The 20,042-nt window shown below is 56.8% G+C and carries 12 protein-coding genes; 6 read left to right on the top strand and 6 right to left on the bottom strand.

The window, feature by feature from the left end; all coding sequences use genetic code 11:
* The first annotated feature begins 17 nt into the window (after positions 1–17).
* A complete protein-coding gene (locus EGX79_04175) occupies positions 18–2,906 on the top strand; it encodes a DUF3427 domain-containing protein (GenBank protein ID AYX81451.1) in 2,889 nt (962 codons plus the stop codon).
* Positions 2,907–3,003: 97 nt separating this feature from the next.
* On the opposite strand, the gene EGX79_04170 is transcribed toward EGX79_04175, so the two are convergent.
* Both EGX79_04170 and EGX79_04165 read right to left on the bottom strand, forming a co-directional pair.
* Entirely contained in the window at positions 3,004–4,263 is a 1,260-nt protein-coding gene (locus EGX79_04170; GenBank protein AYX81450.1) for a hypothetical protein, read from the bottom strand.
* Between the two features lie 135 nt (positions 4,264–4,398).
* Positions 4,399–5,460: a hypothetical protein gene (locus EGX79_04165; GenBank protein AYX81449.1), complete on the bottom strand. Its 1,062-nt coding sequence runs from the start codon at positions 5,458–5,460 to the stop codon at positions 4,399–4,401.
* Between the two features lie 298 nt (positions 5,461–5,758).
* Between EGX79_04165 and EGX79_04160 the strand changes: the two genes are divergently transcribed.
* Positions 5,759–6,313, top strand: coding sequence for a hypothetical protein (locus EGX79_04160; GenBank protein AYX81448.1), 555 nt, complete (start codon positions 5,759–5,761; stop codon positions 6,311–6,313).
* Positions 6,314–6,341: 28 nt separating this feature from the next.
* Here EGX79_04160 and EGX79_04155 read toward each other — a convergent pair whose 3' ends face one another.
* Positions 6,342–7,175 (bottom strand): hypothetical protein, encoded by an 834-nt coding sequence (locus tag EGX79_04155; protein AYX81447.1) that lies wholly within the window; start codon positions 7,173–7,175, stop codon positions 6,342–6,344.
* A 198-nt stretch (positions 7,176–7,373) separates the two neighbouring features.
* Positions 7,374–8,186: a (2Fe-2S)-binding protein gene (locus EGX79_04150; GenBank protein AYX82715.1), complete on the bottom strand. Its 813-nt coding sequence runs from the start codon at positions 8,184–8,186 to the stop codon at positions 7,374–7,376.
* A 138-nt stretch (positions 8,187–8,324) separates the two neighbouring features.
* Between EGX79_04150 and EGX79_04145 the strand changes: the two genes are divergently transcribed.
* From EGX79_04145 to EGX79_04135, 3 genes are all read left to right on the top strand, one after another.
* A complete protein-coding gene (locus EGX79_04145; GenBank protein ID AYX81446.1) occupies positions 8,325–9,191 on the top strand; it encodes a hypothetical protein in 867 nt (288 codons plus the stop codon).
* Between the two features lie 72 nt (positions 9,192–9,263).
* Entirely contained in the window at positions 9,264–13,115 is a 3,852-nt protein-coding gene (locus EGX79_04140) for an ABC transporter ATP-binding protein (GenBank protein AYX81445.1), read from the top strand.
* Positions 13,116–13,218: 103 nt separating this feature from the next.
* Positions 13,219–16,887 carry a multifunctional oxoglutarate decarboxylase/oxoglutarate dehydrogenase thiamine pyrophosphate-binding subunit/dihydrolipoyllysine-residue succinyltransferase subunit gene (locus tag EGX79_04135; protein AYX81444.1) on the top strand — a complete coding sequence of 1,223 codons (3,669 nt, stop codon included), beginning with the start codon at positions 13,219–13,221 and terminating at the stop codon, positions 16,885–16,887.
* A 352-nt stretch (positions 16,888–17,239) separates the two neighbouring features.
* Here the strand turns inward: EGX79_04135 and EGX79_04130 are convergent, their stop codons facing one another.
* A complete protein-coding gene (locus EGX79_04130) occupies positions 17,240–17,995 on the bottom strand; it encodes a hypothetical protein (protein AYX81443.1) in 756 nt (251 codons plus the stop codon).
* Positions 17,996–18,038: 43 nt separating this feature from the next.
* On the opposite strand from EGX79_04130, the gene EGX79_04125 reads away from it, so the two are divergent.
* On the top strand, positions 18,039–19,262 hold the full coding sequence (locus tag EGX79_04125; GenBank protein AYX81442.1) for a magnesium and cobalt transport protein CorA: 1,224 nt from the start codon (positions 18,039–18,041) through the stop codon (positions 19,260–19,262).
* Positions 19,263–19,305: 43 nt separating this feature from the next.
* Here EGX79_04125 and EGX79_04120 read toward each other — a convergent pair whose 3' ends face one another.
* The gene (locus tag EGX79_04120) at positions 19,306–19,788 is read right to left on the bottom strand and encodes a magnesium transporter (protein AYX81441.1); all 483 of its coding nucleotides are present in this window, start codon (positions 19,786–19,788) and stop codon (positions 19,306–19,308) included.
* Positions 19,789–20,042: the final 254 nt, after the last annotated feature.

The raw sequence follows: 20,042 nt of genomic DNA, 5'->3' as shown, positions 1-20,042 counted from the left end.
TTTAGTATGCTAAAACAATGATGAATTCCCTGGTCGGAGACCTACGCTACGGCTTCATCGATAAAAAATTCGTTGCCGACAAAAAATACAATCCTCGGCTCATCCGAAATGATGAGTCCGCCACTATGTACAATGCGCTCCGCGAGGAGCTTGGCACTGCAACAGGCTTTGTTTTTTCGGTTGCTTTCATTTCCGCAGAAGCCTTGGCCATGTTGAAGAATGAACTCCTTGAGTTTTCTGGCCCAAAGACGATCATTACTTCGACCTACCTTGACTTCAATACACCATCGATGTTCAGGGAACTCCTTCAGATTAAGGGACTCAATGTTTATATTTACCCCGATGATCATCACCGCGGATTTCACCCTAAGGGATACCTCTTTTACAACGACATCGGGCTCTCAGCCATCGTTGGGAGTGCGAACCTAACGAAGAAGGCGCTGCAACAAAACGAAGAATGGAATCTACACTTTTCGAGTCACCAAAATGGCGATATCACGTTCCAAATTGAGACGGCCATTGATATGCAACGTAAGCGCTGCATTCCATTAACTCACCAATGGGTCAATGAGTACGAACAGCGCCGCATCCCTCCACGTTGGAAAAACTCGAGCACCAAATTGTTGCCTGACGGCCCAATTATCGCTAATCAAATGCAGCAAGTGGCGCTGTCGAATATCGCTGACTTGAGGCAGTCAGGCGAGCGGAAAGGCCTCATAATTTCCGCTACCGGCACGGGGAAAACGATCCTTGCTGCACTAGCAGTTAAAGAAGCACAGGCCAAGCGCGTCTTGTTCGTTGCCCACCGGGAACAAATTCTGGAAAAGACAATGAAGGAGTTCCAGAAAGTACTTGCCTACTCCGGCACTGATCTTACAGACACAGACTTTGGCCTTTTAGTTGGTGGGAAAAAAGAAACTGATGCACGATACCTTTTTGCCTCAGTGCAATCCCTGTACTCCCAATCGACATACAAGACCTTTTCTCCTGATGCCTTTGACTTCATCATTATCGATGAGGTTCATCGTGGCGTTGCTAATTCCTACAAGCCAGTCTTTGAATACTTCAACAGTGAGTTTGTTCTCGGCCTAACAGCGACACCCGAGCGTCCAGATTCAGGAGACATCTTTCGGCTCTTTGATTTCAACGTTCCTTACGAAATCCGGCTGAAAGCCGCCCTTGAAGCCGACATGCTTGCACCATTCCATTATTTCGGTGTCACCGATTTTGATGATGGAGAGCGGGCTATCGGTGACAAAACCGCCTCCATTGAGGCCTTGGTCGCTAAAGATCGTATCGACTATCTCTTGGAGAAGCTCCGTGTCTATGGGTTTCCTGAAGGAGTTAAGGGACTCATATTTTGCAGTCGGAAAGACGAAGCGAAAGCGCTGTCCGAGCAACTCAACCAAGAGCAGCTTTTTGGGCGGCAGCTGCGAACGAAAGTTCTTCTTGGCGAGGACTCAATTTCAACGCGAAATGCTGTCGTCGCGGAGTTATCTGCAGGCGAACTTGACTACATCATTACTGTTGACATTTTCAATGAGGGCATTGATATTCCAGCAGTCAACCAAGTAGTAATGCTGCGAGCCACGCAGTCAAGCATCATCTTTACGCAACAGCTGGGGCGAGGCCTTCGCAAAGCCCCGGAAAAGGATCATCTCCGAGTAATTGATTTCATCGGAAATTACAAGAACAATTACCTGATTCCAATGGCTCTTTTCGGCGATTCTTCTAGAAATAAGTCGAACATGAAGGGCAAAGTCGTTGACCCATCCCCTATCCCATCAGGCTCGACTGTGAGCTTCGATGAAATCGCTAAAGAAAAGATCCTTAAGGCCATTGATACTGCCTCGCTAGACACGATTGCTGAATTTAAGAAGGATATTCAACTACTTCAGTACCGCCTTAACCGAGTTCCGCGACTAATGGATTTTGCACGGTTCGACCTCGTTGATCCCGTAGTGATCTCGACCAGACGCACCAAGAATTATTGGGAGCTCCTTCACCGAGTGGGAAAAGCCGAAACAGAGCCGACGCAAAGGCAAAGTGAATACTTGAAGTTTTTGTCCCGCGAGCTATTACCTGGGAAGCAACCGCAAGAGCTGCTTCTACTTGAGCAGCTTATTAAACATGGTTCGCTTACGCGTGGAGAGTTTTCAGATCTTCTCGGCACTAAGAGTGTTTCCAATAGCGACCAGGATCTCTCTGTTGTCGAACGAGTGCTCAACCTCGAGTTTTATCCGAAGCGGGCTTACGAGGAAATCAGTTTGGTCCATTATGATGACGAAACTTCGCGGTACAGACTGACTGATGAATTCTTGGCTTTGTACAACCAGTGGGACACGTCATATCCAAACAGTTTTCGAGAGCATGTCGACGACATTATTCAAACTGCTCTTTTCCGATCCCGAGAAAATGGTTATTTCGCAGGCGCGCTTCGTCGCAATCACCGCTACTCGAGGAAGGACGTTTCCCGCCTGTTACGACTCGAATCCGATCAGTCAGGAACGCTTAACGGCTACAAAATCGATTCCCACTCGCAGACGATTCCAATCTTTGTAAACTACCGAAAGCACAAAGGGCTTGCTCCTCGCATCGCATACGAGGATGAATTCATTGACCATTCGACGATGCGTTGGTTTACACGTTCGAATAGGACGCTAAAGAGTCAGGAAGTCCAGAGCATCATCCAACATAAATTCCCTATCCATTTGTTTGTACGCAGGGATGATTTACCAGATGAAGGATTCACCTACCTTGGCGAAGCCACTCCAAGTGATCCCCAGCAAGCAAAAATGAAGGGGGTTAAGGGAAAAGACTCGAATGTTGTCACAATGAAGCTTCACCTTGAACATCCCGTTCCCGACACATTCTTCGAGTACCTTCACGCAAAGCCGATTGACTAACGAAAGCAAACCCCCTACCCCGCCACTGTGGCGGAATAGGGGGTTGGACGGAGCGTCGTAAAGCGAACGCCCTATCTACGAGACTGCGGTGACCTGATTAGAACAGGCTCGGCAGGTTCGCCTGCGAGGAAATGTTGCTGGCTGCCTGCGTTGCCTGAGCGGTCGCACCCGACAGCTCCGGAATCGGCAGCTCCGGGAGAGACGGGCTCTCCGAGATGATGTCGGCAATCTCCGGCGGGACCTCGACGCCCTCTGGGAGCAGCTCGCCAATCGGGCCCAGCTCCGGCTCTTCCTGTGGGACGTGCTGCTTGGTGTACTGGGAGTCCTCGTCAATCGTGCGGAACTCGGACTGCGGTTCAGTGGAGGTCTCTACCTTGAAGCGCTCGTTGACCTGGCCGTCCGGGATGTCGTACTGCTCTTCAAGAGCAACGTCAATCGGCTGGAAGCGACTCAGCGGGCCGATGCCCATGGAGTTAACGCCAATGGCCTCGCGAGTCTCCGGGTTGAAAGCGTTTCCGCCCGAATCGCCGTGGTCAATCGGAGCGATAGCCCAGACACCATTGCGGACTCGGAAGACCTGGAAGCCGCAGCCACGGCCGGTACGGGAACCGTCGGTGCACACAGGCTCACCGAAGTTGTCGACAGAAATCTCCATCGGCTCGAGAGTGCGCTTGTCCTCGATACCGACGATCTGAACCGGCTCGCCGTGGACGTTGCCGAACTCATCAACAGAGTGGGACATAGAGGTGGTCTTGATGTCGTCCTGAACCTCAATGATGCCGTAGTCACCGCTATTGAAGAGGTCGTTGAAGAACTCCGGCATAGTGGTGTTTTCGTCGAAGTCACCCTCTTCCGGCATGATATCGGTGCCCATGTAGTCCTTGTTGACCAGCTTGTCGCCGTCCTTGGTTGGGATGAAGAACTGGCCGGTGACCTCTTCGCCGGTTTCAGTATCCTTCGCCACAACACAGTGACCGGCAGTCATGATGACACGATGCGAAACGCCATTCTGATCCACAACGGTGCCGGGAACTCCCAGAGAGCACATCGGGGACTGAACATGCCGTCCGTCGATGTTCTTACTGCTCGGGAACGGCATTCGCAACGGCGAGCCCGGGCCGATGACAACATCCGAGTTTGCCGGTGCAGCCTCAGCTACCGCGATTCCGGGCACAAAGCCACCCGCAGCTACCGACAGTGCAGCCGTGAGTGTGGCGACCTTCTTTGAACTGGCCATAGTGTGCGATACTCCATTTCTGTACAGAAAACTTGTCCCACTCAGTGTATTAGGGACACCTTTACAAAGCTCTCCAAAAATGGAACCTAGGGTGAAATTCTCAGTCGAGGAACCGTTCATTCGCCTTCACGGCACGCGCATTACACATCAAAAGGTTTGTTCAACAGCAATGCAAGAGCCAGAACCATCCGCCTTGGATGATTCTGGCTCTCTTAACGGTTCGGGGGTGATTTTTGTCAGATTCTCAGACTGGTGCTAGCCCTCAAAGCTTGGAAGCTGAATTTCTGCCAATTGAGGCAGCTCAAACGGCTGTGACGATTGTGGCAATTGGGGCGATTGTGGCAGTTCAGGGAGCTGCGGTGACTGCGGCAGCTGGTCCACAAGATCAGCTAACTGCGGTACAGAAGCTTCCTGCGAAGCCTGCGAATCCTGCGCCCGGGCATACTCCTGATCCGCCGCCATATCCTCATTGAGGGTGCGGTAGGAGGAGTCGCGCTGAGCCGTGGAATCCGATACCTCGAAGTGGTCATTTACCTGACCATCGGGAATGCCGTAGGCCTCCTGAATGGCAATATCCGCGGGCATCACACGCGAGACCGGACCGAAGGTCATCGAATTTACGCCAATAACTTCGTTAGTGGTCGGATCATAGGCATTTCCGCCGGAGTCACCATGGTCAACGCCAATACCAACCGTCCAAATGCCGTTTCGAGCCCGAAATACCTGATAGCCACAGGCACGTCCAGTACGCATGCCGTCCTTACAGATAGGTTTGCCAAAATTATCGAAGGAGACCTCGCCACGCGGCAGATCTTCATTGTCTTGAATGCCAGTCATCGCTACAGGCTCCCCGTAGCTCTGACCATTTTCATCGATGGAGTAACTTGCGCCGGTAGTTTCTACGTCCGGATCAAGGTTGATTACTCCATAGTCTGCACCATTAAAGGCCGCCGGCAACGACTCCAGTCCGACATCTTCCTGCGGCACTTCCCAACGGTGAGCACCTGTCGTACCAATGCGCTTATCGCCTTCGGTGGTTGGCACATACACCTCACCGGTAACGATTGGCAGACCCACATCCGGAGCATCATTCACACAGTGCCCTGCGGTCAACATGACCCGATGCTTTTCCCCATTGCGGTCCGTCACCGTCCCAGGAACACCCGCCGAACACATCGGCGAGTTGACATTTCGGTGCCCATCCCACGGGCTTCCCTCCATGGGAGTTCGAATCGGGTCACCCGGGCCAACCACGACAGCATGTGCCGCGACCGGGGCTGCCAAGGACAAAAGTGCTGCGAAAGCCGATACCGCCATTCGACTTCTTGCGTGCTTCATTGAGACGAATCTTTCAAATTTTTAGTTTTCCTTTAGGACCATCCCCCACACTAATCCACCACCCCACCCCCAGAAATAGCGTTTTCTCAGACTCTTGGACTTTTACAAAAGTCGTTATCGAATCGTTTCCACAACCCCACATGTCCCTGCAATAACACCAGGCACCTAGCCAATTGACTACCCCCACTTGGGTAGCCAATTGATGCTAAACATATCTCGAACATTAGTTCTATATGTTCGAAAATGTGAGTCCGGGGTGTTCGATAACTTGTGAGCCATGAACACAGCAGACGAGTTTCCCATTCATCGCCGCCTAGCTCTTCCCCGACTATCCGCTACCTACCGTGCAGAATGTTTCGAAGACCTCGACCTCATCCGCACAATCCTCTGCCACCCCACCATCGGCCGTAGGCATTCGCCCGGCGCGCTAGATCACACCTTCTCGCTTCCCGACGGGCCTGTGGTCACCGTCCGCGCGTCACGGATAGCGCTTCCTCGCGCACTGGTCTCTCAGCTTGCCGACGTGCACGCGGAATACTTCATCCTGAAGGATGAGCCCATGTTCATGTACTCCGTTTCCGTCAAGGTGGAATCCTCATCGGAGGTAGTCCTCCGCGGAATTGGCGGTTCGAATCGGACGCGGGAAGAAAACCGCCGACGTACTCGGGCTGTGGCTGAGGCACTCCATCGTGCGCAGGACTGCAGCAAGATACACGAAAACGGCACTGACCTCGCACTCCCCGGGCGCCGTTATAGCTGGATTGGCACCAGGGACGCGCGGCCACTGCCGTGTCCTAACGAGCTCTTTTCTTCTCGCCCATCAGCGGCTTAGCACTGTTCACAGTGCTGCCACAGTACGGCTACTCGCTGTCGTCGCCTTCTTCGTCGTCCTCGTCGTCATAGTCGCCATCGTCATAGAGGTCATCATCGTCGTCATCGTCATCATCATCCCCGTCCAAGGAGGCAACGTGATCAGAGTAGATATACTCCGCGTACCCGTCATCGACGGGTGCCAGCTGATCTTCCCATTCCTCTGCGCGGTCTACCACGAGCGCAAGGACATCCATCAGCTTGTCAAAGTCCTTGAAGGTGCCCAGCGTCAGAACCTCATTGCGCAAGGTCTGGATGTCAGAGTAGAGGTCAGCGAACATCTTGCGACGGTCATCATCGGTGAGAACCGTTTCGGTGTCCGAGTCCCAAAACTCTGCGATGGCCTGGTCGACAATGTCGTCCAAGTTCGCGTCCTGAGAGATGAAGCGGACGTGTGCGCTGGGCTCGTTGTTGTGGGCAGTTACCAAAACCTGAACCAACGAGGAGGTACCAACTTCGGAGGTGACCAAGGTTGCCTCTTCGGGGTCCTGTTCAAACTCCAGGTCAGCAATGCGGTCATCATCACCATCGAGCAGAGTGCGCAGCAGGCCAACAACCTGGTCAGTAGCTACATGGTGGGCGACTGCCGCGACGGCGTCTTCGACGGAGAATACAGCGGAGACCAGAACAGCTTCGAACTCGTCGTCCTCATCATCCACATCGGCAGCGGCTACGTAAACTTCGGCAGCCGGGATGTCCTCATCAATGGTGACGAACTGAACCTCCAGGTCAGAGGTAATGGGAACGAAGAGGGTGTCATCGTTGACACGGCTTTCAATGCCCTCGCGGTCCAGTGCCGCAGCAATCTGCTCGAAAAAGCTCATGGGTGGAATCCTCCCTTGAAAGATAATTGGCCTCTACCCGCAGCCAATCGTAGCGACAAACGCGCAATCATGGGGTGGCTCATGCCCCCGGCAATTGCTGCGAAAGATCGCGCCGGCAGAGTGCGTGCTGCTGCAAAGCCGCCAACGCGGTCGGTTGAGGAGCAGGCCGCCAGCTGTCGATTCTCGAAAACAGAGCGCTCAGTAGCGTGCCCAGAGTTGATGGCGTTCCTCACGAGAACGTTTTGGACAGGAGACACACAGATCGGCATCTGGGCTGTGATAAATCATGCAGCAAGTAGCTCTCTCCAGGTGAGTAACTACATCGAAGTCCGGTTCTTCTCCCGCCTCAGCAGCAGCTTCATCCCAGGGGAGCACCTCGCCTCCGCAGGAATCCATGAAACGAGGAAGAGGGACCCGATGTACTCGCTGTATTCCCTCAACGACATGTTTGCCAATAAGCGCTCCGCGCCAGGGCTCCATCAGCTCATTACCGGCGGATATTGCGGCGTTAGCTACGGCATCGGCAGCCACGGCCCAAAGAGGGGCAGGCTTGATTTCCCCGACTTCTCCAACAACCTGAGCCAACGGATCCAAGAAATGAGCCAGTGCTTCGCCGGAATCCTTCAGCTCATCCGCATCCTCAGCGGAAATGCTTTCAAACTGTTGAGCTTGGAACCCAACCCAATAGTCATCTCGGAGAAAGGCGAACCAAGAAGACCACTGCCACACCGGAACTCGATCGGACACCAACACGCATGCCAGCGATGGCCCTACCAATGCTCCGCACATGGACCACCACCACAACTGGGCCTGGAAACGGGTATCCCCCGCAACCTCGGGCATGGGAAACAGCTTTCTCCCAGCCTCAATTCCGGCGGCTACAGCTTCGGTAGAAAGGTGCCACTCGGCAGCGCCGTCGTGAGGCATAACATCTGCGGAAAACCGAGGAAAGTCCGCCAAAAGCTGGGAGTACTCGGGAGGCAATGCGGCACCCCGCGTGACATCGTTCACCAGCCTCATCCTTCTATCGACTGTGTTAATCGCCGTACACCTGTCTATTTTTCCACCGACTACGGAATTTCCCCACAGCTCAGTAGTGTTTATATGGGCATATGGCTCTCAACGGACCCGTTTAGGAGGTCTACTACTTTGTTCCAAAAGACGAAGAAGGATTCAACTCGCACAGTAACTGATGCGGTGAACTCAACCCCCGAAGCGATCGAACGTGATGCCGGAAAACTGGGAACCCTTCTTATCCAAACCCTGGATAAGACCATGAGCTGGCAGTCGTCTGCCATCACCGGGTACGTCAGTTCCCTACACAAGCGCAAAAAAGATGAAACTCCGGCGCAGGTACAGGAACGTATTGATTCCCACTACCTCAACCTGGTCACCGGCACCGGTGGTGCCGCCGGCGGCAGCGCGGTTCTCCCCGGCGTCGGCATGATTACGGGCTTGGCTGCGGTTACCGGTGAATCTCTGCTGTTTCTGGAAGCATCAGCCTGGTACACACTGGCCTCAGCGACCCTGCGCAATATTGACATCACCGATCCGCAACGCCGTCGCACGCTGATTCTTGCGGCCATGAGTGGTTCTGAGGGGACAGCTATTATGGCCTCTCTTCTTGGCGAGGAATCGCTGCGGAAGCAGACCAAAACTTCCGTGAATTCTCTACTGCCACGGCTTGGCGTTCCGCAGCTGGGTGCAGCAAACCGCCTGCTGATTCGCGAGGCACGCAAGCGCTTGATGAAGAACGCTCGTCTGGCCATCATCGGTAAGATTTTGCCATTTGGAATTGGCGCCGTGGTTGGGGCCTCCGCCAATCGCAAGCTCGGTGGCATTCTTATCAGCTCCACTCGCGCATCTCTGGGCCCGCTTCCCCAGGATTGGTCGGACTTTGAACGAAAGCTACCGGCTAAATCCAACACCTCTGAGGACTCGAAGAAGGGCTCAAGGTCATCGAGGTTCTCTATCCCCTCGGCGCTGAAGTGGCCGAAGAAAAAGAAGAATAAGTAGTTCCTCTTACCCGATTACCCTTCAGCGACTTACCCTTCAGCGACGTTTTTCAATGGAAGAGCGGTACCCACCATGGCCCAGAGCAAACCCCTCAGAACCTCTCCCATGAAGTTCTTGTGGAAACAGTCTCTTCACAGGCCACTACCGCTCTATGGTGTCGTTGTCGCAGCGCTAATCGTTGTCGGGCTGGAGTCCGTACTTCCACTTCTCACTAGAGATGCCATTGATGTGGCAACGGGCACTTCCGATGGCGGTGTCCCCGCACGCCTACTGCCTTCCCTAACTCCCCTGCAGGCAGTCATTTCTGTATTTCTGACCATCGCGTTAGTACGCTTCGTCGCCCAGATGGGGCGCAGATTCTTCTCCGGCAAACTCTCCATTGATGTTCAGCACGACCTGCGACTAAAGATCCTTCGCTCCCTACAAAACCTCGATGGTCCAGCACAAGACCGAGTCAACACCGGCCAGGTTGTGTCACGGTCAATTTCTGACCTCCAGGCAGTGTCCGGACTACTGGCGATGTTGCCGTTGACGCTGGGATCCGTCGTCAAGCTGTTCATCACAATCGGCATCATGCTCGCCCTCTCGCTGCCCCTGACACTGGTCGGCCTCGCCGTGGTGCCAGCGATTGTCTACATTGCAGTGAATTCGCGTGACAAACTCCATGCCGCAACCTGGGCTGCCCAACAGCAAGCAGGCGAGATCGCCGGACAAGTCGAGGAAACCGTTTCCGGCATCCGCGTTGTCAAGGCGTTTGCGCAGGGTGACAACGAAGTTGCGAAGATGGAGCGTAACTCGTCGCTGCTCTACTCCCTCCGCCTGCGAGCGGCAAAACTCAGCGCTCGATTCCAACCGGCGCTACAGTCGTTGCCGCAACTGTCCCTCGTCGGAAATATCGCGGTCGGTGGCTGGCTCGCGATTAACGGACACATCACCCTAGGCACGTTCGTAGCTTTTGCCACGTATCTCACCAGCCTGACTGCCCTGTCGCGTCTGGTCTCCAACATGGTCATCTCGATACATCTGACGTCGGCAAGCATCGACCGCATTTCCGATGTCATCGACGCCCGACCAGACAACCCCGAACCCACCGACGCGCTTCCTCTCCCCGACGGCCCCGTTGGCATCAGCTTCAACCACGTCACCCACAGCCGTGGCGGACGCACGCTTATCGACGATGTCTCATTCTCCGTCGCGCCAGGGGCGACCTTAGCGTTGATTGGCCCACCGGGGTCCGGAAAGACTATCGCCACGGAGTTACTCGGCCGTCACTATCTGCCGGATTCGGGAACCATCACTATCGATGCGCCCAGCCACGGCACATCCACAGATACGGCGCGCATTCTCTCCAGCGATGTGTATGACGCTATTACTGTCGTTCCGGACACTCCTTATCTATTTGCGGGCACGTTGCGTGAGAACATCGCATTCGCCAATCCCGCGGCGTCCCAGGAAGAGATTAACGCCGCAGCGACCGCCGCCCAGGTCAACTTCGTCGACGACCTGCCTCAGGGGTGGGACACAGCCATCGGTGAGCGCGGGCATAATCTCTCCGGCGGACAAGCTCAACGCGTGGCGTTAGCACGGGCATTCCTCGCCCGTCCTCGGGTTTTGGTTCTCGATGACGCGACCTCAGCAATCGATGCCGCGACAGAGTTGGAAATCTTCAGCGCGCTGACCTCACAGCTGGCGGATACGACTATCGTCATCGTGGCGCATCGATCTTCCACTCTCGAGCAGGCGGACCACATCGCCATTTTCGAAGACGGTGCCATCACTGGCATTGGCACCAAGGCCGAACTGATTGCTTCTCATCCGCGCTTCACCGAGCTGATGGACATCGACCAGAACGCCTACCCCGAAATCGAAAACCTCGTTCTCGACCCCATTGGCAGTGAGGACCCCAGCCCCGAGGAACTCTGGCCCGACGAAACCGCGCCAACCTCCGACAACTCCACGCCAGACACCGCTGCGCGGCTTCCCGGAGGTGCCACTTCTCAAATGAGCCGCGGGGTTGGCCGAGCCGGAGGCGGTCCAGGTGGCCGCGGCGGCGGTCGTGGTGGCATGGGGGCGGCTCTCGCCAATGCTCCTGCGACGCCTGAGCTTCTCGAGCGTGTGCGAAACCTCCCACCCGCTACCGAAAAACCGCGTGTGCCCGCTGCGGCACTCGACAACTCCGAGCTTTTTTCTCTACGCCGGCTGCTCTCCTATGTCCGCGGCCTATTTATAAGTGTCATCGCGCTGCTCGCCCTCATTGCCGTTGCCGATCTGGCGTTCCCCATGCTCGTGCGCTACGCCATTGACCACGGCATCAGTGAGCACAATGAGGCCGTGCTGTGGGCCTGCGCCGCAGGTGGCTTGGCGACGGTCCTCATCAGTTGGCTTGCCGTAGCCACAAATGCTGTTATTACTGCGCGCACTGGTGAGCGGCTGCTCTATGCCCTGCGTGTGCGCTGCTACCGTCACCTGCAGTCGCTTGGCATTAACTACTTCGAGGCCAATCGCTCGGGCGCCATCATGACGAGGATGACAACCGACATCGATGCGCTCTCCTCTTTCCTGCAAACGGGACTGGCAGAGGGGGCAATCGCCGCGTTTACTCTGCTCGGTGTCACGGCGCTGTTGCTTGCCACACAGGTGTCACTCGCCGCGGTGGCGTTGGCATCGCTTCCCATCATTGTGGTGTCCACTCTGGTATTCCGCCGGATCTCCTCGCGCCTATACAAGGCTGCGCGAGAGCAGCTCTCCTTGGTCAACGCTGATTTTCAGGAGACTATTGGTGGGCTTCGCGAGATTCAGATGTACCACCGCGTCGCCGATATCGAATCTTCCTTTGCCGAGGAATCCAACAAGTACCGCGCAATTCGTCAGAGAGCACAGCTGGCCGTGGCTCTATTCTTCCCCGGCATCAACTTCGTCTCTGAGTTGGCAACAGCCGCGGTATTGGCTGTCGGTGCCCAACAGGTTGCTTCGGGAACCACGACACCCGGCGTACTCGTCGCCTTCACGCTGTACCTAGGAATGCTCTTTGGCCCGATTCAGCAGCTGTCCCATGTTTTCGACGGCTACCAGCAGGCGAAGGTCGGCCTCAATCGCATTGATGACCTCCTACAGACCGCCCCCATGCCAGATCACGGCACTACTGACGGCGCGTCCCGCGCAGCTGCTGGCGACCTGCGCTTAGACAAGGTAACTTTCTCCTACTCCGCCGCCGACTCTGAGCACGAACGCCCGCAGGTTCTCGATGCTCTCGATTTGCAGATTCCTGCCGGAGAAACAGTCGCAATTGTCGGATCCACGGGCGCCGGAAAATCAACAATCATTAAGTTGTTTGCTCGGTTCTACGATCCAGTTGACGGTGTGGTGCGAGCCTCCGAAACTGACATCCGCGACTTCCCTCTTAACGATTGGCGACGCACCCTCGGCTATGTCCCCCAAGAATCACACCTGTTTTCGGGGACAGTAGCAACAAATATTTCCTACGGTCTACCGGACAGCAGTCATGCTGAAATTCAGCAGGCCGCGAAAAACGTCGGTGCCCTCAGCACCATTGCCAGCCTGCCCGGTGGCTTCCACCACCCCGTCGGCCCAGATGGCCGAGGGCTCTCCTCCGGACAGCGTCAGCTCATCGCACTCGCTCGTGCCGAAATGATGCGTCCTGAACTGCTGCTTCTCGACGAAGCCACCGCGACACTCGACCCTGCAACAGAGTCGGCAATCCTTGAAGCCACTGACCGTGCGTCGCGTCAACGCTCGGCAATTATTGTGGCCCACCGCCTGGCTACAGCGGCTCGGGCCAACCGGATTTTGGTACTTGACCACGGGCGTATTGTCGAGGACGGCTCCCATGACGAGCTCCTAGCGGCGGGTGGCCAATACGCAGAGCTTTGGAGCAAGTACCATATGGGGAGCGCGACGGTGTAGTAATTCAGAATTTTCGTTATCCTTGAATGACACTTTGACACTTGCGCTAATTAGAATAAACGTGAGTTAGTAAAACTAAGACGAAAAGAGGCGAGTACCTGCCGTGAGCAGCGACATGAGCTTCGGCCAGAACGAATGGCTGGTCGACGAGATGTACCAGCAATTCCAGAAGGATCCACAATCTGTGGGTCAGGAATGGCGCGAATTCTTCGCAACCCACACCCCGTCCCAAAAGGGCGAGGACCTTTCCAATATGGCAAAGCCAGCAGCAGCCACGAAGGAGGAAGCTAAGGCAACCGGACGTCGTGAATCCAAGGGGGTCGAACCCACTAAGACCCCGAACAAGCCGGCGTCCCCGAAGCCAAAGAAGTCCCCAATGGATGCAGCAGCCAAGGTTTCGGCTGTTGAATCCGGCGAGGAGCCTCTGAAGGGCGTCGCACGGGCTATCGCTAAGAACATGGATGTCTCCCTGGAGATGCCGACCGCTACGTCGGTTCGCGATATGCCGGCACGTCTGATGTTTGAAAACCGCACCCTGGTTAACAATCATCTGGCACGCGCCCGCGGCGGCAAGATCTCCTTCACCCACATCATTGGTTACGCCATGGTGAAGGCTGTCATGCTCCACCCGGACATGAACAACAACTACAAGGTGGTTGACGGCAAGCCAGTTCTGGTTACCCCGGAGCACATTAACCTCGGCCTGGCCATTGATATGCCAGCTAAGGACGGCTCTCGTTCGCTCGTAGTTGCTGCTATCCGCGAGTGTGAAACCCTGACCTTCAAGCAGTTCGTCGACGCCTACGAGGACATCGTCGTTCGTGCTCGCCACGGCAAGCTGACCGGTAAGGACTTCCAGGGCGTCACCATTTCCCTGACCAACCCGGGCGGTATCGGTACTCGCCACTCCGTCCCGCGCCTTACCAAGGGGCAGGGCGCGATTATCGGTGTCGGCTCCATGGATTACCCGGCTGAGTTCGCCGGTGCTTCCGCGGACCGTCTGGCAGAGATGGGCATCGGCAAGCTGGTGACCATCACCTCTACTTACGATCACCGCATTATCCAGGGTGCAGAGTCCGGTGAGTTCCTGCGCACGATGAGCAACCTGCTCGTCGACGACAAGTTCTGGGACCACATCTTCCAGACCATGCGCGTCCCCTACACCCCAATCCGTTGGGCACAGGATCTGCCGAACACGGGTATCGACAAGAACACCCGCGTTATGCGTCTGATTGAGGCCTACCGCTCCCGCGGTCACTTGCTGGCTGATATCGACCCGCTGCGTTCTGACCAGCCGAATGATTCCGCTCCGAACCACGCTGACCTCGATATTGAGGAGCACGGTCTGACCCTGTGGGATCTGGACCGTACCTTCAACGTCGGTGGTTTCGGCGGCAAGGAGACGATGACGCTGCGCGAAGTTCTCTCGCGCCTGCAGAACGCATACTGCCTCAAGGTCGGTTCCGAGTACGCTCACATCCTCGACCGCGAAGAGCGCGAGTGGCTGGAAGAGCGCATTGAGGGCGGCCAGCCAAAGCCGTCCCACGCTGAGCAGAAGTACATTCTGCAGAAGCTGAACGCCGCTGAGGCATTCGAGAACTTCCTGCAGACCAAGTACGTCGGCCAGAAGCGCTTCTCCCTTGAGGGCGCAGAGTCGCTGATTCCGCTGATGGACTCCGCCATTGACACCGCTGCTGGTGCTGGCCTGGATGAGGTCGTCATCGGTATGCCACACCGCGGTCGACTGAATGTGCTCGCAAACATCGTCGGCAAGCCACTGCGCCAGATCTTCACCGAGTTCGAAGGCAACATCGACCCGGCACAGGTCGGCGGTTCTGGTGACGTCAAGTACCACCTGGGTACTACTGGCCGTCACATCCAGATGTTCGGCGAGGGCGAGATTGACGTCACCCTGACTGCGAACCCGTCCCACCTCGAGGCCGTCAACCCGGTCGTTGAGGGTCTTGCTCGTGCACGCCAGGACAAGATCAACAAGGGCGAAGAGGGCTACTCCGTCATGCCGCTGCTGCTGCACGGTGACGCATCCTTCGCCGGCCTGGGCATTGTCCAGGAGACCCTGAACCTCATGTCCCTGCGTGGTTACAAGGTCGGCGGTACCGTCCACATCGTGGTGAACAATCAGATCGGCTTCACCACTTCGCCGGACTCCGGTCGCTCCTCCTACTACGCAACCGACATCGCCAAGGCATACGGCTGCCCGGTCTTCCACGTCAACGGTGACGACCCGGAGGCTGTCGTCTGGGTCGGCCAGCTGGCTGTTGAGTACCGTAACCGCTACGGCAAGGACGTCTTCATCGACCTGGTTTGCTACCGCAAGCGCGGCCACAACGAGGCCGATGACCCGTCCATGACTCAGCCGCTGATGTACAAGGTCATCGACGAAAAGGAAAGCGTCCGCGCTCAGTACACCGAGGACCTGATTGGTCGCGGTGACATTTCCGAGGAAGAGTACGAGGCAGTTCGCCGAGACTTCCACGACCAGATGGAAGCTGTCTTCAACGAGGTCCGCGCAGCACAGGACGCAAAGCCGGGCGAACAGTCCGGTATTGCAGGCTCTCAGCCGCTGCCGCATGGTCTGAAGACCGGCATCGAGAAGGCTGAAATCGTCGAGATTGGTCAGTCTTACGTCAACCTCCCTGAGGGCTTCAAGATTCACCCGCGTGTTGCGCCGGTCGCTAAGAAGCGCGCGGAGATGACTCAGGAAGGTGGCATCGACTGGGGTATGGCCGAGCTGCTGGCAATCGGCTCCTTCACCGGTGCTGGCATCGACGTCCGCTTCGCAGGTGAGGATGTCCGCCGCGGTACCTTTACCTCTCGCCACGCAGTTCTGATTGACTCCGAGGACGGTTCGGAATACAACCCGATCGACGCCTACGGTAAGTCCAAGAACGGCGGTCGCTTCATGATTTACAACTCGGCTCTGACCGAGTACGCAGGCATGGGCTTCGAGTACGGCTACACCCTGGGTAACCCGGACGCAGCAGTGTTCTGGGAAGCACAGTTCGGTGACTTCGCCAACGGCGCTCAGACCACCATTGACCAGTACGTTTCCTCCGGCGAGGCCAAGTGGGGTCAGACCTCCAAGCTGATTCTGCTGCTGCCGCACGGCTACGAGGGCATGGGCCCGGACCACTCTTCGGCACGCATCGAGCGCTTCCTGCAGCTGGCAGCCGAGGGCTCCTACACCGTTGCTCAGCCGTCCGAGCCGGCTAACTACTTCCACCTGCTGCGTCGCCACGTCCTGTCCGACCTGCACCGTCCGCTGGTTGTGTTCTCGCCGAAGTCGATGCTGCGCAACAAGATGGCAGCGTCTGCTGTCGAGGACTTCACCAACCCGAACAAGTTCCGCTCGGTCATCGATGACCCGAACTTCGAGTCCAAGGACAAGTCCGGCATCAAGACCCTGCTGCTCTGCTCCGGCAAGATCTACTGGGAGCTGGAGAAGAAGCGCAAGAAGGACAAGCGCGACGATCTTGCAATCGCTCGCCTGGAGATGCTGCACCCGCTGCCGCACAACCGCCTCCGCGACCTCTTCGAGTCCTACCCGGATCTTGAGGAAGTCCGCTGGGTTCAGGATGAGCCGGCTAACCAGGGTCCATGGCCGTTCCTGGCACTGAACCTCCCAGAGGTTCTGCCGGATATGCCGAAGCTGACCCGCGTTTCCCGCCGTGCACAGTCCTCCACCGCAACTGGTGTGGCTAAGGTCCACCAGATTGAGGAGAAGGCTCTGCTGGAAGAGGCTCTCAAGTAGGTCTCATTGACTGGTCTTCGCCAGTTGGCATGTAAACGCTAAGGGGCTCCAACCGTTCGGTTGGAGCCCCTTTCTTGTTGCTTAGGCGATCGTTGCCAGGCATCAAGGGCGAATAGTCAAAAAGCGTGTCCGGTCGGCGTGCCACCGGGTCGGCACCATTTACTACTTAGTCCTCAATGCGAGTTACTGACTACGTTTATGACAAAAATGTCCCGAAAAATGGCATGAAAGTGTCATAAACTCGCACAGTTTCACATTTGCAGCCCGCATTCATGGGTTAATCAACAAACTTGGCGGCAGCCAACAGCAGATACACGTCCGATACCGCCACAACTAGCCCCCGCCACCCCGACTACGCCTTGTCCAGCCACTCTTGAGCGACCAACTCAGGGCTGGCGCCACCAGCCACAGCCCGGGTCATCAGCTTCAAGTCCTCAGTGCTCAGCGAACCCGCAATCTCATTGAGCACTCGGACTCGATCATCTCGGTCCAACGCTGGCTTGACGTAGAAAGGCACAAGCCATTGCGGCAAGTCAGCCCCAGCATTGTCAGCTGACACATCCGCGCAGCCCTGTGCCATGCCCGCGTCGGTGGCCATAACTTCACCCGGCAGCGACCGCGAAAATGCGTCGTACACACGGTCGCGCCACTCGCCGCTGAACTGCTTGTCCGGGGTGGAGTCGTCCGCGTATTCCTCCGCCAGTGAAGCCGCCGACGCAGGGTCGCTCAGGCCGAGTAGCTCACCTGTGCATCCGAAGGAGACCAGGACCGCTTCATTGCGTACGGCCCGCAACCGGTCGTCAGCATCGCGAATGCCGACGACCTCCGCTTGCCGCCCTATCCTCTCAAAGCTCTGCGCATACACGTACGCAAGAGCTGCTTGCTCAGGGTTGCGTAGGTCTGCCCCGACAGTCACCACCGCCTCCTGCTCGGGAGGAACGGGCATCTGCGGATCCAAATCAGAACATGCGGCAAGACCGAACCCCGTCGCCCCAGTGACCAATGCCAGGGCGGTAAAAGTGCACGCAGTAGCCGTGGAGCTACCCTTGCACCCCATTGAGCGGATGCGAAAGTGGAACCCGGCGTTCGCACGTCTAAAATCAATCATCGACACCAGCGTAACCTACGAACGGATTGTGAGGTCACCCAGAATGGGCGAAGAGAAAAGCCGCAACATCAGCGCTTCGGCGAAGGCTCGCAATCCGCGAACTAGCTCGGCCAGTCAAAGCCAAAAACCGTCGGCCACAGGAAAACCCGGTAAAACCGCTCGGGCGACGAATGCGGCTAAATCCGCAGCGAAGTCGGCTGTCTCGAAGGTGACGCGCACCAACGGCTCGTCGTCAAGCACAGGAACAGGACAGTCGAGGGCGGTGCGCGATGCCCTGCGCGATTGCGGCGTCTACATCGGCGGCAAGCGGTTGCCCGGCACCTACGACCACTTCTCCGGGCTGTCCGAGGTACGGAATTTTGGCGAGGGCTTCACGTGGCTGTCGTTGTCGCGCCCCAACGCGACACAGATGGATGCCATCGCTGAGCTTTACGGGCTGGATGAGCTGACGGTGGAGGACGCACTGACTAACCGCCAGCGCCCCAAGATTGAGATCCACGATGATCACGTTGTTTTTGTTATTCGCTCGATTCACTACTCCCCGGAAGGTCTCGCGGATGACGAAAATGAGATTATTCGCTCCGGCCAGCTGATGATTGTTATCGGCCCGGAGTACGTCATCACCATTCGCATGGGCATGCCTAGCTCGGATATGCAGCGCATTAGCGCACGCGTGGAGAACACCACCGACGCCATCGACTACGGCCCCGCGGGCGTGCTGTGGGCACTGACGGACAACCTCGTCGATGCGTACCTGCGCATCGCTATGCAGCTGGAAGATCGCGTGGAGATCATGGAAGACGAAGTCTTCGAGCCGAACTTGGATTCGGATATTGAGGACATTTACATCCTCAAACGAGAGATTCTGGAAATGCGCCACGCGATCGATCCGCTGACACCGGCACTGCGCTCCCTGATGAATCTGCGGGAAGACATCATGCCTAAGGACGTCAGCCGTTATCTTTCCGATGTTCTCGACCACCAGCTCGCCGCCGCGGACCTCGTCTCCGGACTCGACGAACGACTCTCCGCCCTCATCGACGCCGCCGCCGTGAAAATCCAGCTGCAGCAGAACCAGGATATGCGTACCATCTCGGCGTACGCGGCTATTCTCGCCGTCCCGACCGCCCTGGCCGGCATCTACGGCATGAACTTTGACCACATGCCCGAGCTGCACTGGGAGTACGGCTACTTCATCGTCCTCGCCATCATGTTCGCCATCGTGGCGTTTTTGGTGTGGGTCCTGCGCCGCAACAAGTGGCTATAGGCTCTGCTTCTGGCAGGCATCGCTTTACGACGGATACAGCAACCTACCCACGGTTCCCACCGAGCGCCCGCTGCGCCAACAGGTCACGGGCCCGCTCAGCATTGCGGGGATTGCACAGGACATCGTAGCGACGGGCAACAATCTCCGTAGTGCTCGAGAAATCCCGCTTGCCGTTTTGCATTGCGTACGGAACTGCGGCCAGCACGATGCCGAAGATGGCGCCCATACCGAGGCCAACAATCAGCGGACTAACCCAATCCTCCTGGAAAAGCCCCAGAATCAGGCCGAAGAACAGGCCCATCCACAGCCCGTACAGCGCGCCGCCGCCGAGCACCTTCGGCCAGGTCAGCCTGCCAACCACGCGCTCCACCTGCATCAGGTCAACACCGACGATGGTGAGGTCGGAAACCGGGAACTCATCGCGATCACTGAGCGAATCCACCGCCGCCTGCGCGTCGGAGTAGTTGGTGAAACTGCCCACCGGCCACCCCTCGGGTACCTGGCGCTGAGGCAACCGGGACTTCATGCTCTGTTCCCGGCCGCTCCCCCAACCGCTGCCCGCTTCCCCATTTGCCATCGGTACTCTCACCGTTCCCTTGCAGTTGTTGTCACAGTAAAAGGTGACTCAGTTGCTGAAAATATTGCTAAAACTATCGCCAAAAGGCGTTCTATCAAGGACAACGTCAGACGATTGGCAATTGTTCCACCGACTGGTCCGCCGCCCATTCCACCGCCACCGCTCTTGCCGGAAGGGTTGGTCGCTGTGACCGTCGTAAAGCG

Source organism: Corynebacterium jeikeium, from assembly GCA_003955985.1.
GTDB classification, from domain to species: domain Bacteria; phylum Actinomycetota; class Actinomycetes; order Mycobacteriales; family Mycobacteriaceae; genus Corynebacterium; species Corynebacterium jeikeium_D.
The sequence above is the reverse complement of the archived record's forward strand: the minus strand, read 5'-3'. Positions and strand labels throughout refer to the sequence as shown.